12 protein-coding genes and 1 other RNA gene are annotated in these 15,494 nt (G+C 40.3%); all 13 read right to left on the bottom strand.

The window, feature by feature from the left end; translation table 11 throughout:
- Positions 1 to 38: 38 nt before the first annotated feature.
- The 13 genes from murB to PVV59_RS05475 all read right to left on the bottom strand — a co-directional run bounded on the left by murB (position 39) and on the right by PVV59_RS05475 (position 14,603).
- The gene (gene murB, locus PVV59_RS05535) at positions 39 to 1,016 is read right to left on the bottom strand and encodes a UDP-N-acetylmuramate dehydrogenase (RefSeq protein ID WP_273755124.1); all 978 of its coding nucleotides are present in this window, start codon (positions 1,014 to 1,016) and stop codon (positions 39 to 41) included.
- Positions 994 to 2,421, bottom strand: coding sequence for a UDP-N-acetylmuramate--L-alanine ligase (murC, locus tag PVV59_RS05530; protein ID WP_273755122.1), 1,428 nt, complete (start codon positions 2,419 to 2,421; stop codon positions 994 to 996). Before murC ends, murB begins: the two co-directional genes overlap by 23 nt.
- Positions 2,405 to 3,541, bottom strand: a complete 1,137-nt coding sequence (murG, locus tag PVV59_RS05525) for an undecaprenyldiphospho-muramoylpentapeptide beta-N-acetylglucosaminyltransferase (protein WP_273755120.1) — start codon at positions 3,539 to 3,541, stop codon at positions 2,405 to 2,407. Before murG ends, murC begins: the two co-directional genes overlap by 17 nt.
- Positions 3,538 to 4,686 carry an FtsW/RodA/SpoVE family cell cycle protein gene (locus tag PVV59_RS05520; RefSeq protein ID WP_273755118.1) on the bottom strand — a complete coding sequence of 383 codons (1,149 nt, stop codon included), beginning with the start codon at positions 4,684 to 4,686 and terminating at the stop codon, positions 3,538 to 3,540. The genes murG and PVV59_RS05520 overlap by 4 nt, the downstream gene beginning before the upstream one ends.
- A 144-nt stretch (positions 4,687 to 4,830) precedes the next feature.
- Positions 4,831 to 6,225 carry a UDP-N-acetylmuramoyl-L-alanine--D-glutamate ligase gene (gene murD, locus PVV59_RS05515; protein WP_273755116.1) on the bottom strand — a complete coding sequence of 465 codons (1,395 nt, stop codon included), beginning with the start codon at positions 6,223 to 6,225 and terminating at the stop codon, positions 4,831 to 4,833.
- A gap of 4 nt (positions 6,226 to 6,229) precedes the next feature.
- The gene (mraY, locus tag PVV59_RS05510) at positions 6,230 to 7,300 is read right to left on the bottom strand and encodes a phospho-N-acetylmuramoyl-pentapeptide-transferase (protein WP_273755114.1); all 1,071 of its coding nucleotides are present in this window, start codon (positions 7,298 to 7,300) and stop codon (positions 6,230 to 6,232) included.
- A 21-nt stretch (positions 7,301 to 7,321) separates the two neighbouring features.
- Complete coding sequence (murF, locus tag PVV59_RS05505) at positions 7,322 to 8,743, bottom strand: UDP-N-acetylmuramoyl-tripeptide--D-alanyl-D-alanine ligase (protein WP_273755112.1); 1,422 nt, start codon at positions 8,741 to 8,743, stop codon at positions 7,322 to 7,324.
- Entirely contained in the window at positions 8,740 to 10,191 is a 1,452-nt protein-coding gene (locus PVV59_RS05500; RefSeq protein ID WP_273755110.1) for a UDP-N-acetylmuramoyl-L-alanyl-D-glutamate--2,6-diaminopimelate ligase, read from the bottom strand. Before PVV59_RS05500 ends, murF begins: the two co-directional genes overlap by 4 nt.
- A gap of 23 nt (positions 10,192 to 10,214) precedes the next feature.
- Positions 10,215 to 11,957 (bottom strand): penicillin-binding protein 2, encoded by a 1,743-nt coding sequence (locus tag PVV59_RS05495; protein WP_273755108.1) that lies wholly within the window; start codon positions 11,955 to 11,957, stop codon positions 10,215 to 10,217.
- Positions 11,954 to 12,361, bottom strand: a complete 408-nt coding sequence (locus tag PVV59_RS05490; protein WP_273755106.1) for a hypothetical protein — start codon at positions 12,359 to 12,361, stop codon at positions 11,954 to 11,956. Before PVV59_RS05490 ends, PVV59_RS05495 begins: the two co-directional genes overlap by 4 nt.
- Positions 12,358 to 13,356, bottom strand: a complete 999-nt coding sequence (gene rsmH, locus PVV59_RS05485) for a 16S rRNA (cytosine(1402)-N(4))-methyltransferase RsmH (RefSeq protein WP_273755105.1) — start codon at positions 13,354 to 13,356, stop codon at positions 12,358 to 12,360. Before rsmH ends, PVV59_RS05490 begins: the two co-directional genes overlap by 4 nt.
- A 263-nt stretch (positions 13,357 to 13,619) precedes the next feature.
- Positions 13,620 to 14,009: RNase P RNA component class A (rnpB, locus tag PVV59_RS05480), an RNA gene on the bottom strand.
- 84 nt (positions 14,010 to 14,093) lie between these two features.
- Positions 14,094 to 14,603, bottom strand: coding sequence for a lytic transglycosylase domain-containing protein (locus tag PVV59_RS05475; RefSeq protein ID WP_273755103.1), 510 nt, complete (start codon positions 14,601 to 14,603; stop codon positions 14,094 to 14,096).
- Positions 14,604 to 15,494 lie beyond the last annotated feature (891 nt).

Below are 15,494 nucleotides of genomic sequence, written 5' to 3'. Positions count from 1 at the left end.
CTCAATTTTTTATTGATACTTTTTTAGTGAACAATAAATCAATGAAATGGATCAAAAGGAGAAACACTTCGACCCTGCTCAAATTGACCAATACGCTCTATTTCCCATTGTAAAAGGTGAGCCGAATGTGCAAAAACACGCGCACGCACTGTTTCTCCCAATGCTTCAAGATCATATCCTGTTGCTTGCCCTGTATTAATCATAAAATTACAGTGTATTTCACTCATTTGAGCCCCACCAATCCGTAAACCTCGACACCCTGCTTCATCAATCACGCGCCAAGCAGATGTATCTTTAGGATTTTTGAAAGTTGATCCCCCTGTCTTTTCGCGAATAGGTTGCACAGTTTCTCTGTGGAGGGCAACTTCATCCATAGCAGCACGAATAGTATCTTTATGACTGGGTTCCCCTTCCAATAAAGCGGCCGTAAAAATAAAACCTTTAGGAATATCACAATGACGATAGGAGTAATGCATATCTTTTAAACTCAAGATATGACGTTGTCCCTTACGATCCAGCGCATAGACCTCAACAACACGTGCTGCTGTTTCAACATCATTTGCACCGGCATTCATTTTGAGAGCCCCTCCAAGACCACCAGGAATACCATGATAAAAATGGAAACCTGCAATTTCTGCCTTTAAAGCGGCAGCAGCTAAATGTTTATCCGCGGTACCAGCGCCAACTAAAAAGCCTTTTGGAGAAACTTGCTGCACTTGCCCAAAATTTTTGGGCGAAAGACGAATCACAACCCCAGGAACACCGCCATCACGCACCAGAAGATTAGAACCAATACCTACAATTGTCACAGGAACAGTTTCAGGCAAATTTTGAAGAAAGAGGGCTAAATCTTCTTCATCAACAGGCTGATAAAAAAGCTCTGCCAACCCGCCGGTGCGAAACCATGTCACCTTACGCATCTCAACATTAGGGGTAAGCTTGCCTCTTATACCTCCCAACAGCGGCTGCAATTGCGCCAATAGCGCCTCACCATCAATGTGCTGAAAATTTATCATGACCATCAATTCCCGACAACTGATGAGGCAACGCACAAGCCCATTGTGTAATATTGCCAGCACCAAGAAAAACAACATAATCCTCTGCCTGAGCAAATTTTGAGACGAGAGATACAACGTCTTCCAGACCGTTTATCAAGCGCACATCACGATGACCCGCCATTTTAATATGTTCTACTAGTTCTTTCGAACCAAACCCTACAATAGGCTCTTCTCCAGCCGCATAAACAGGGGCAATCAACACTGTATCGGCATCATTAAAACAAGCAGCAAACTCATCAAATAAATGATACAAACGCGAATAACGATGGGGTTGTGCAATGGCAATGACACGCCCTTTTGCACTCTCACGCGCCGCACGCAAAACAGCTTTTATTTCAACAGGGTGATGTCCATAATCATCAAATATTTCAATGCCACGCCAACTTCCTGTTCGTGTAAAACGCCGTTTTACGCCTCCAAATTCCGCTAACCCCTTCTTTATTAATTCATTTGAAATGCCAAGTTCATACGCAATCGCTATCGCTGCTGTTGCATTGGCAACATTATGCTCTCCTGCCATGGGCAAAAGCAAATTTTTCAACTCAATCGTCCTTCCTGTCTTGCGTGAACGAACAAGAACATCAAAATAGGTTTTTTGACCATCCATCGAAAGATTAAGAAAACGAACATCCGCTTGTGGATTTGCACCATAAGTAATCACCCAACGATCATCAATACGGCCCGCCAATGACTGAACCTCTGGATGATCAAGACACAAAACAGCGAAACCATAAAAAGGAACATTTTCGACGAATTGCCGAAAAGCTGCGCGGACAGCATCAAAACTTCCATAATGATCCAAATGCTCAGCATCAATATTGGTAACAACAGCAATATCAGCAGGCAGCTTTAAAAATGTTCCATCGCTTTCATCGGCTTCAACAATCATCCAATCGCCCTCTCCCGTACGAGAATTCGTACCATAGGCATTAATAATACCGCCATTAATCACCACTGGATCAAAACGACCAGCATCAAGAAGCGCTGCAACCATTGATGTAGTCGTTGTTTTACCATGTGTACCACCCACCGCGATTGCGCGCCGAAATCGCATTAGTTCCGCCAGCATTTCTGCACGTCTGACAAGCGGCAAATGTCTTTCTTTTGCAGCAATATATTCAGGATTTGTTTTTTTAACGGCAGTAGAAAAAACAACAACCTCTGCATTTCCTAAATTTTCAGCACAATGACCGATATGAATATTAATTCCTTTTCTCCGTAAACGTTCAACATTGGCACTCTCAATTTGATCGGACCCTTGAACTTTATAGCCAAGATTATAAAAAACCTCCGCAATTCCACTCATACCAATCCCCCCGATTCCAATAAAATGGATAACGCCTATATCAAGTGGCATTTTCATCAAAAAGCTCCTCTTTTATATCTGACAACAATCGCCCTGCAATTAAGGATTCAGCCATATCAGCAAGGCACCGTGTTGCATGAGGTTGCCCAACTTTTTTTGCAGCAAGCGCTTGTTCTTCCAATAAATGTGGTGCACAATAAGCTTGCGTTAGAAGAGCAGAAAGCTTTTGTGCATTTAAATCTTTTTCTAATATAATTTGCGCACCACCCATACGTGCAAGAAGAGCAGCATTGGCAGCCTGATCATGATCCAAAGCATGAGGATAAGGAACAAGTAAAGCAGGTCGACCAATCACCGCTATCTCACAAACCGTTGAAGCCCCTGCGCGCGACAAAATAAAATGGGCATGTGCCATACGTTCAGCCATATCATCAAAGAAAGGAGCAACCTCAGCTTGTACCCCCATATCACGATAGGTTTTAATCAACTCTTCAGCGTCACCACGAATTTGCTGTACAATGCGTAAGCGTTTACGGTTCTGATCATCGAGCAAAGCAATCGCTTCTGGAACAATATGTGAAAAAAAAGAAGCTCCTTGACTACCCCCAAAAACCAAAAAATAAAATGGCTCATCACCTATAGAAGACTGATAAGGAATTTCTGCCGCTTTCAACACAGCCTCACGCACTGGATTCCCCGTTAAAAGCGTTTTATGAGCATAAGGACCATGTGGTGACAACAAACCACCAGCGATTGCACGCACAAAAATTGCCAACACTCGGTTAGCACGCCCCATAACAGCATTTTGCTCATGAATAAATGTTACACGCCGCATTAAGGTCGCCATAAAAAGAGGAGGGAAACTGGGATACCCCCCAAAACCACCAACGAGAACAGGACGTAATTTGTAAAATAACGCCAACGATTGCCCCATACCTTTTAGCAAAGACCAAAACGTTTTTATCAAAGCAAAAGGATGGCGTCGTATAAATGTTGCCGATGAAACGATATGTATATGCTCTTCATCAAAGCTGCTTACAAAAGATCGCGCTCTTTCGTCTGTTATTAAATGAACATCATATCCACGCCACCTTAATTCAACAGCAAGGGCCTCAGCAGGAAAAAGATGTCCACCTGTCCCCCCCGCCACCAAAACAATAACTTTTTTATCATTCATGAAGAGGTATCCAAGACAGAAGAAGAAACAGCTGAAAGACGGGACTCTGGCCAACGACGTGTTAAACTGAGTAAAATTCCCATTGAAAATGCAATCGCCACCATTGATGAACCACCATAAGAAATAAACGGCAATGTCATGCCTTTGGGAGGGATTAAGTGAAGATTAACAGCCATATTAATCGCTGATTGAAAGCCTATCATCATGGCTATGCCCGTAATACCTAGACGTATAAAGGAATCACGCGTATTCATAGCTATATACAATGAGCGCATAACGATAAAGCCAAAAAGCATCATAATTAACAAACAAAGAATAATACCATATTCTTCAGCAGCAACAGAAAATACAAAATCTGTATGGCTATCAGGAATGATCCGTTTTACTGTTCCCTCTCCAGGACCTTGTCCAAACCAACCACCATTTAAAATAGCCTCACGTCCTACATCCACTTGGAAGGTATCTCCTTCCCCTGTCAAAAAACCATTGATACGATCGCGCACATGAGGCAGAAAAAGATAAGCAAGAATAATTCCTACAACGCCAAAAATGAGAAAGAAAAAAATAACCGTAAGAGGCACACCAGCAATAAAAAAAAGCCCTCCCCATGTTGCACTTATTAAAATTGTTTGTCCAATATCAGGCTGTAAAACCAGAAGAACACAACAAATGGCATAAAGTAGAGTTGCTAACATGTAACCTGGAATTCCCCTCTTACGTATCTGTTCTGAAAAAAGCCAAGCGGACATCACCACAAAAGCCGGCTTCATAAACTCTGAAGCTTGTACAGAAAAACCAAAGAGCAAAATCCACCGCCGTGCTCCCTTTAATTCAGGACCCCAAAATAGAGTTACAACCATAAGAACAAGCGTTACAATGAGCAAAAGAGCACATAAACGACGAATATTAGGAAGCGAAAAAAAGGAAATAGTAACCATTGTAAAAAATGCTAAAATGCTAAAAATGATATGCCAGCGAACAAAATAAAAACTATCAGCAATTCCGATTTTTTTTGCAATAGTGGGACTAGCAGCAAAAGACAGCATAATGCCAATCCCCATTAAAATTAAACAAGCAGCAAAAATAGAGCGATCAATTGTCCACCACCAATTCGCAATTGGGTCTCTATCTGCACGCGTAATCATTTATATCCACCTTATCCGTTTTATAAATCGTCTCAAAGTGATAAGGTTCCCCAACCTGCCTAACAAACACTTTAAAAACTAAATTATACAAAAAAAGATTCTGGAGTCTTAACGCAAAAATATTTTTTTATAATTGATACTTTTTTATTGTAACTGCATCACCAAAGAGACAAATGCTTCACCCCGCACCTCATAATTTTTAAATTGGTCATAACTTGCACAAGCAGGTGACAAAAGAACCACCACCTCCTTTGCCTTGCAATGCATTGCATCAATGCTCGCTTCATGCACCGCATTCTCCAAAGTTAAACTCATTGAAAAAGGAAAAGCAGAACCAATAATGCGAGCAAATTCTTCTGCCGCACTCCCAATCAAATAGGCCTTACGAATTTTAGGAAAAAAATCTCTAAGAGACTCAATTCCTCCCTTTTTTGCCTGCCCCCCAACAATCCAAAAAATATCATTAAAGGCGCAAAGTGCAGGCGCTGTTGCATCCGCATTCGTCGCCTTGCTATCATTGATAAATAAAACCGCCCCCATTTTACGCACCTGCTGCATACGATGAGGCAATCCTTTATAGCTTGCTAAATACTTGTCCATAAAAGGATCGGTTATTTTTAAAGCCTGCAACGTTGCCAAAGCCATAAGAGCATTTTGCGCATTATGACCTCCACGCAAAGAAGGCACAGAAGCAAGATCTGCAAGCATATATCGCTGTCCTTGACGAACAGAAAAGAGCTTGGTCCCCTCTGCATAAAAACCATTTTCTAGCAAATGATCCTTGGAAACTGCCTCAATTTGATGCCCCTCGTAAAGCAATTGTTGATACAACATCTCACAAGCGGCATCATCAACTGAAATAAAAGCCTTAGAAGCCTGAGCAACCAAATGCCTTTTGGTTTGCACATAATGCGCAAAACTCCCATGACGATCAATATGATCAGGTGTCAAGTTTAATAAAAGCCCAATGGTTGGCTGAAGAGAGGGCGTAAGATTAATTTGAAATGATGAACATTCAATCACATAGATACGTTGTTTAACAAAAGGCTTAAGCATCAATATTGCATTTCCAATATTTCCCCCCATTTGCACATCATAACCCATTTTTTCCAACAAATGTGCAAGCAAAGCCGTTGTTGTCGACTTTCCATTCGTACCCGTAATCGCAATGAAAGGAACATCCTCATCACAAAAACCATAACGCTGTAAAAAATGATGGCGCGCACGAACAAATAATTCAATATCACCGATAATTTCTATATTCGCTTGACGTGCTTTTTTAACAACCCAATGAGGTTGAGGATAATTTAAAGGAACGCCAGGGGCGAGAATCAATGCTACAAATTCTGACCAATCTTCACTGTGGAGATCTCTTGTTGGAATATTTTGCCGAAAAGCTTCTTGCACGCTCGCAGGATTATCATCCCATGCCACCACTTCTGCATCACCACACATCAACGCTTGTGCCGTTGCTAATCCAGACTTTCCTAATCCAAACAAAGCAACTTTTTTCCCCTTATAACACGCAATAGAAATCAAAATCTCACCGCAATTTAAGTGTTGAAAGACCAATGAGAGCAAGAACAATTGAAATAATCCAAAACCGTATCACCACTTGGCTTTCAGTCCAGCCTTTTTTTTCAAAATGATGATGGATTGGTGCCATAAGAAACACGCGTTTTCTTGTCAATTTGAAATAACCAACCTGAATAACGACCGAAAAAGCTTCCATAACAAACAGTCCACCAATAAGAGCCAACACAATTTCGTGCTTTGTAGCAACCGCAACAGTCCCCAATAAACCTCCAAGAGCCAACGAACCAGTATCCCCCATAAAAATAGCAGCAGGCGGTGCATTAAACCATAAAAAGCCAAGCCCTGCCCCTACAACAGCTCCCAATAAAACAGCCAATTCACCTGTTCCCGATACATAGTGTATTTGGAGGTAATCAGCAAAATTCATATTACCACAAAGATAAGCAATCAGAGCAAAAGATAAGGCAGCAACCATCACAGGAACAATAGCAAGACCATCAAGACCATCGGTCAAATTAACCGCATTCCCTGTCGCGACAATAACAAAAGCAGAAAAAGGAATGAAAAACCAACCCAAATTGATAAGATAATCTTTTAAAAAAGGCAAAGCGAATCCAGATGAGCCAATTTGCAGGATGATAAAAGCAGCAATTGCTGCAACAACAAACTCAAGACTTAAACGTGCTTTCCCAGAAAATCCTTTGTCTGTTTGTTTTGTAACCTTAAGATAATCATCATAAAATCCAATTGCCCCAAAAGAAAGCATAACCAAGAGCGATACCCAAAAATAAATATTCGATAAATTACACCACAAAAATGCTGATACAACAATGCCGGTTAAAATCATTAATCCACCCATTGTAGGTGTTCCAGCCTTTTTAAAATGTGTTTGAGGGCCATCGGCACGAATTGGTTGCCCTTTGCCCTGCCGCAACTTAAGAGAAGCAATGATGCTAGGTCCGAACAAAAAAACAATGAGTCCAGAAGTCAGCATCGCTGCTATCGTACGAAAAGTAATGTAGCGGAAAACATTCACACCTGGAAGCCAATCACTAAACGAAGAAAAAAACAGCATCATGGGACAAAAAACCTTTTAAAACTATGAAGAAACCGCTTTATAGCGCTCAAGCAATGCCGTAACAATATTTGATGAACAAAGGCTATTGGATGATTTAATCATCAAGAGATCTCCAGGAGAAATTTCTGCCAAAAGAAGCGGTAAAATTTTCTCAATATTTTCAGCATAATGAACCTCAACATCAGCAGATAAATCACTGACTAAAGATTTCATCGCCTTACCAAATAAAAAAACGGGATTAGCTCCAGAAAGACGTATGGGCTTTATTAAATCACGATGAAGCTTTTCACTATACTCTCCTAACTCTAGCATATCCCCTAAAACAGCAATTCGCCGCCCCCCTTCCCCGACTGCTCCTGTCGCAAGAAGCTCAAGAGCCGCACGCATAGATGCGGGATTAGCATTATAGCTTTCATCAATGAGATAAAATTCACCTTCATTTGATAAAGACAACCGATAACGAACACCCCGCCCTTTTTGAGAAGAAAAATGACTCAAAGAAAACACAATAGGATCTAAATCAACACCAATAGCATCACAAACAGCAAGAACAGCTAAACTATTTTGCACAATATGGCGTCCAGGAGCACCAATTTGGACCTCCCTATCCTGTCCTCCAATGCGCACCATCATAGAAGAATGATCGGTTAAAAGACGTATATCCCGTGCCTGATAATCAGCATTTTCAGTCTCACCAAAGCTTAAGATCTTTTTCACACCGCATTGCATTGCTTTTTGAACGAGATAAGAAAAAAAATCACTATCTGCATTTAAAATGGCAATGCCTTCCTCATTCAATCCTTCAAAAATTTCAGCTTTTGCCTCTGCTATTTCTTCAAGATCTTTAAAAAAACCCATATGTCCTGCACAAATATGCGTAATGAGAGCAACATGCGGACAAACCAGTTTAACCAGAGGACGAATTTCATCCTTATGATTCATACCAATTTCAAAGATACCATAATCACTCTCTTTAGGCATTCGCGCCAAAGTAAGTGGAACCCCCCAGCAATTATTTAAAGAAGCGAGATTGCCATGAACATTCCCAGCCATTGCAAGGACTTGTTTTAAAGCTTCTTTTGTTGTTGTTTTTCCCACCGATCCTGTTATCGCGATAATTCTAGCTCTTGAACGTTTTCGTGCGGCTTTTCCAAGTTTTTCTAGGGCTTGCAAAACATCAGGAACAACAATCAATGGAGCTGATATCTTTTCCATATCCTTCAAACGATTTTCCGCAACAATAAGAACGCCTGCACCTCGTGCATAAGCCTGCGCAGCAAAATCATGACCATCGAGATAATTCCCCTTAATGCAGAAAAAAATATCGCCTTCTACAAGAGTACGGCTATCAATGGAAACCCCAGAAAAAGTTTCCGGCACGCTTCCTATACCAATACCATCAATGGCCGCAACAAGTGCTTGTTTATCCCATAAAGCTGTCATCTCCTCTGATCCTTTAGAGCTTCTATAGTCTTCAGACGATCTGAAAAAGGATAAGTTGTCTGCCCTATAATTTGGCCATCTTCATGACCTTTTCCAGCAATGATGAGTGTATCACCAGCTTTCAAAAGCCCCACCGCATAAGAAATAGCTTCACCACGATCTGCGATCTCTATTGCTGTTGGTACCGCCTGCAAAATATCCTTGCGTATTTTTTCTGGTATTTCTGTACGCGGATTATCATCCGTTACAATAACAATATCCGCTTTATCGGCTGCAATTTTTCCCATCAAAGCTCTTTTCCCTTGATCTCGATCTCCTCCACAACCAAAAACAACAACCAAACGCCCTTGCGTAAAGGGACGAACAGAAAGCAAAACCTGCTCCAAAGCTTCTGGTTTATGCGCATAATCAATATAGACAGGCGCATTATTTTCTTTCTTTCCAACAAGCTCCAACCGACCAGGGGCCCCCTGCAAAATTTCAAGCGCAGAAAAAACCTTATCAGGAGAAAGACCTGTTGCAATGGCTAGCCCAGCCGCCACCAGTGCATTGGTTACCTGAAAATCTCCAGCTAAAGGCAAATCAAATGTATAAATCTTGTTTTCCACACGACATTCGATACACTGTTTTGAACGTTGATGTTCAACACGATTAATCGTGATAAATTGTCCCTTACGTCCAATTGTCAAGATACGGCGGCGCGCTTGTGTAACAGCATTAATAACCTTTTGTGAATAGACATCATCAGCAAAAACCAGAGCAGGAGCATCTTCAGGCAACAGTGTATCAAACAACCTCATTTTCGCCCGCAAATAATCCTCTACACACCTGTGATAGTCCATGTGATCTCGCCCTAAATTGGTAAAGGCACCAGCCGTTAAACGGACTCCATCAAGGCGTCCTTGATCAAGTCCATGTGAAGAAGCCTCAAGAGCTGCATGAGTCACACCTTCATGAGAAATTTCATAAAGAAGACGGTGCAAGACAACCGGATCAGGTGTTGTGAGAGAACCATAATCATTCCGGTGAGGAGAAACAACACCAACCGTTCCTATACTGGCAGCACACAATCCAACATGAGTCCAAATTTGCCGAACAAAAGAGACAACAGATGTTTTACCACTTGTACCGGTCACAGCAACGACTGTTTCAGGCTGAGAGCCATAAAAACGTGCAGCCGCCAACGCGAGACTATGACGAACATTAGTAACCCGTAAAATCGGAACAGATAAATCCTCAAGAACCGCCTCGTAATCAGTAACAATTGCGCGCGCTCCCCGCTTTATCGCATCATTGATATAGTCTCTTCCATCCCCTTTCGTTCCTCGAACAGCGACAAAAACATAGCCCGGCAAAACTTGTCGAGAATCTGCACTGATCCCTGTTATTTCTATTGAAGAAAGCTTCTGATCTTCAAGACATTCTGTAAAAACTGTTCCAAACAACATAACGACACACCTTTATATTTATTTTACCGCTGTTTAACGAAACTTGAATGGCTCTTTTTACCTAAAAAAGGCTCATATTCTTTTTTGAAATCAGGTTTTATACCAAGAAAACTGGCTGAGCGACGAACAATATTCGCAAGCATTGGTCCAGCATTCATCCCTGCTGTTGCGGAATGTTTTCCCTCCTCTGGCTTAGGTTCATCAATAATTGTTAAAACAACATAAGCAGGATCATCAATCGGAAAAGCAGCCAGAAAACTATTGAAATTTTTTGTTTTAGAATATTTCCCATTTTCAACTTTCTCAGCTGTTCCTGTCTTTCCACCCACCCGATAGCCTTCTACTTTTGCATTACGTCCAGAGCCAATATCACTATTTAATTTATAAAGGTAACGCATATTTTGACTTGTTTTGGCCTTCAAAACCTGTTTTGCATGGTGCAAAGTTTGTTCTTTTGTCCGTTTTAAAAATGTCGGTGTAATCAACCAACCACCATTCATTAAAGCAGCAGCCCCAACAGCTGTTTGCAAAGGTGTTGTCGCCATACCATGCCCAAAAGAAATTGTCATAGAATGGATATCTTTCCAATGATGGGGCACAATAGGATGGGCAACTTCAGGCAACTCTGTTGTAAGACGATCCAAAAGCCCAAGTTTTTGCAAAAAACCACGATGTTTATCAATCCCTATCGCCAAAGCCTCTTTAGCAGAACCAATGTTGGAAGAATAAATAAAAACCTCCCATAACGTTAAAGGACGATTTTTTCCGTGAAAATCATGAATCGTATAGCCACTACTTGCTTTTATAGGCTTGGAAGCATCGATAACACTGTTTAAGTGAAAAATACCGGAATCAAGGGCCATGGCGGTCGTAAAACTTTTAATGATCGACCCCATTTCAAAGGTTCCAGCCGTCATCCGATTAAGACGATCACTTTTTAAAGCTTCAATAGGATTTCCAGGATCAAAATCTGGGAGTGATGCCAAAGCCAAAATTTCCCCCGTATGTATATTTAAAATAACAGCACCTGCAGCAATTGCCTTATAACGCTTCATAGCCTGAATAAGTTCATCATGAACAATTGTCTGAAGTCGCACATCAATCGAAAGCTGAACTTGTTTTAATGATTCTTCCACGGCAAGACCAGCAGCACGCAAAGCACTCAACCCCGTATCATCGATATATTTTTCCATACCTGCAATGCCCTGATTATCCACATTGACCATGCCGAGAATATGGGAAGTTATCGCTCCATCGGGATAAAAACGACGAATTTCAGTCCGAAAACCAATTCCTGGGATACCAAGAGCCATAATTTGCGTTTTCTGCATAGGTGTTAACCCACGCTGTATCCAAGAAAAACCGGTTTTTCTTTTTAAACGTTTATAAGTTTCCTGCCAATTCAGATCCGGTAAAACTGTTGAAAGCAATTCAATTGTTTCATCTACATCAATAATACGTCGTGGCTCAGCAAAAAGTGAATAGGTTTTAATATCTGTTGCTAATAAACGACCATTACGATCAACAATATCTGGCCGTGCCGTCAATTGAAGAACGCTTGGCCCTTTTGCTTCTTCAATCTGTCCACCTTCCAACCCATAAGAAATCAGGCAAGCTCCCATGATGCCATATAAAACCAAAAAACAGAACAACGAAAAAAGCAAACGTGGACGACTAGAATACGAACGATGAATAGAAACATTAGGATGATTCAACGAATCCTTTAAGCGCTTTTTTTTCTGTGAGGATAAACAAGCCGATTTCATTGCTGTACGCCTTTTTGAACAACGCGATTGACTTGAGAAGCCCTATTATTTACTAAAATATCCTGATTATCTTCCAAGATATTTTGTTTAATTATATCTTCAATTGGATCGTGTTCTCGTACAGGAATATCTTTAAGCTCCACGATTTGATGCGGCTGTATAACCTCTAACCCAAGTTGTTTTTGATAACGTTTCGCAAGTTTTTGCATGCGTGAAGGCTTTATCATGACAGCCCACTCAGCATGAAGCAAACTCACCGTATTTTTTGCTGCAGCAATTTCATGCTCAAGATGACGAACCTCGCTCATTCGTTTTTGAACATCATATTTTATTTTATAAGTAAGACCAGCCATACAAATCATAATCATCACTAAAATCATATCAAATGTACGGAAAACTGTCATTTTTTGCCACCTTTAAAACCGGCAATCTCTGCTAAACCAAATAACTTTATATCCTCTGCAAGAGCTTCTGCATCAGTCCGCACCCCTATACGCAATCTCGCAGAACGTGAACGAGGATTTTGCTGTAATTCCTCTTTATTTGCCGTTATTCCCCCTTTAAACAAAGGGAAAAATGTTGCTGGAGAATGCTTTGTTTCAGGTAAATGGCGTGATCTCATACCTTCTCCAGAACGAGCGACAAAAAATCTTTTGACCATACGATCTTCAAGAGAATGAAAACTGACAACACCCAAACGTCCTCCAGCTTTTAAAACGCGTTCAGCAGCAAATAAACCACGCGCTAATTCACCAATTTCATCATTAACATAGATACGAAGAGCCTGAAATACACGTGTTGCAGGATGAATGCGATCTCCAGGCTTACGCCCTACCAACACCTCAATGGCATGCGCAAGATCACCTGTACGCAAAAAAGGCTGAACAACACGACGCTTTTCAATCATTCGTGCAATTCGTCCCGCATAACGCTCTTCTCCTAATATCTTAAAAATACGTGCTAAATCTCTTGCTTGTAGATGATTTACAACATCACTTGCTGTAAAACCCGTCTGAGCCATTCGCATATCTAAGGGACCATCTTTTTGGAAAGAAAAGCCTCTTTCTGCTTCATCAAGCTGCATTGAAGAAACACCAATATCCAAAATAACTGCATCCACTTTCTCTTCAACGACACGATCGAGCTGTGAAAATTCCATATGAACCAAACGAAGCCGTGGAAAAAATTCATCAACAAGAGATTGCCCAGCATCAATAGCGTGAGGATCACGATCAAGAGCAATCACCTTTGCCCCTGCCTTTAACAAAGCGCGCGTATAACCACCAGCACCAAAGGTGCCATCAATCACTTTTGCTCCAACCAATGGCATAAGCCCAGCCAAAACTGGCTGCAACAACACTGGAATATGGCGTTCAGCTCTTTGATCCTGTTTTGTCAAAATAATCCGTCTTGAAGTTATGCTGTTTCAAATCAACAGCTCTCTCATAACAACCGATATAAGAATAACCCAACCCTTAACTTTCATATTAATGACTATGAACGAAAAAAGCTAAAGTTATCCCAAGACATATCCTAGTGTATTATACTTAAAGAAATGTTATAATTTTTAAAAATACTCTTTATTCAAGTGCCTATTTCAAATACAGACTTTATAAAAGCCCATACGTCATTGAACGTATAAAATATCGCGTATCATCATGAAATATCAGTCGGCCTATAAGCCGGGTTCTGTATAGTAAAGCTCACACTTTACATGGCAACCATTCATCTGGGACGGATGTTACCACCCGCCTCGTGCAACCTACCCGAATGACTCGCCCGGAAATCGGCTGCAATTAAATTTTGCACGTCATTTCTATTTGGTCTTGCTCCCGGTGGGGTTTACCTTGCCACATTCATTACTGAATGCGCGGTGGGCTCTTACTCCACCCTTTCACCCTTACCTATAAAAATAGGCGGTTTACTTTCTGTGGCACTTTCCCTAGGGTCACCCCCGCCGGGTGTTACCCGGCACCGTCTTTCCATGGAGCCCGGACTTTCCTCACCTGCCGCTTTTCAGCATTGGACAAGCGCGGCTGCCCAGCCGACTGACGTGTTAAATCATAAAACATTTTCTGCTCCGTGAAAATAGCCTCTTAAAAATATTTTATAGCCCCTCCCTTTCAGAAGACGTTTTTATTTTAATGAAGCTAAATACATTTTCACTTTTGCGCAATATTTTGCCGAAATGGAATTCATTTTTTTTGCAGCATGACCTGCGTTATATTTAAGGATTGTACCACACGTACTTCCACCACTGAGCTTATAGGCTTGCGCCAAATAACGCATACCATATTCAAGATTGGTCGCAGGATCGTACAAATCTTTTACAGAACCATTAAAGCCCAACCCTCGTGCTGTAGAAGGTTTTATTTGCATCAAACCTATTTCGCCCGCGGCCCCTTTTATGCTTGCCTTATAATTACTTTCAACTTTTACAACAGCATGTGCTAAATTAACGGGAACATTATGCTTCGTTGCAAGTTTCCGAATAAGAAACTCATAAGGACGCGCAGGTGTCTTAGAAGCAACAATCACTGAGCCTTCTTTTGATTCTGCAATATTTAAGGCACTATGAGTCCAGTTTATATCAAATATAAAAAATACAGCACACGCTGTATTTAACAAGATTTTTAAAAATTGCATTTTCTTTCTCTTCACAACATTCTCAAATTCTATCCGCAAATAATTTGCAAGCATATTGTACAAAAAAAGAAAGCAAAAGAACGGCTTAAAAAAGGAAATACTAAGATAATTTCAAGATAAAATTCTGTATCAAAAGAAAATCTCTTTATGCACAAATTATAGATTGGCCTATATCATAAAATAAAAAAATAAAGAAACTATAGTTAATCTTATAGCATATTCAATGAATATGATATATTCGATCCATTTCTATTATTGCTGTCGTATCACCAATTTTATAGTACAAAGATAGCAATTTAAATAGGCATAATATTTTTTACAAGCAATGATTAAATTCTTTATTGAAATTAATTCAACAAAGCAATAGAGACAAAATCATCTTTATTGAAGAGCCTCGATATCGCAAAAGTTTCACAAAAAATAAAAACCGTTATCCATGCTTCTCACGCGCCAATAAATAACCGGCAACACTTTTTATCATCAATAAACCATTAACCCAAAACCAATCTCTTACCTCAGCATCGTGCATAAAAAGCTCATAAATATACCAAAATTCTCATAATCTTTATCAATTCAAAATGTAGCAACAGCCTTTGATATTTGAGATAACTTAAAGAAAGCTTTTTGCTTCTTTCTAAAAAGAGTTTTTATCCACAAATGTCCCCTTGCTTTGTGTTGTGTAAAAAACTGATCTTGATTTCTTTAACAGATTGAAAACAAGAGAATTCCACAATATTCGAGATTCAAACTTCACGTATAAAAGGAAAAATGACTATTAAAAACAACATCCTTCTTTGTTCATACAACAAAGATTAATAATTATTTTTATCTGTTTTTTAATTCTTGAAAATGCAATATCCTCAAAGCCTTTTGAAGGAAAATAGACCTCTC

It is taken from the genome of Bartonella sp. MM73XJBT.G (genome assembly GCF_028618435.1).
In the GTDB taxonomy this organism is placed as follows: Bacteria; Pseudomonadota; Alphaproteobacteria; order Rhizobiales; family Rhizobiaceae; genus Bartonella.
Note: the sequence above shows the minus strand (reverse complement) of the source record. Positions and strands in the feature narration are given on the sequence as shown.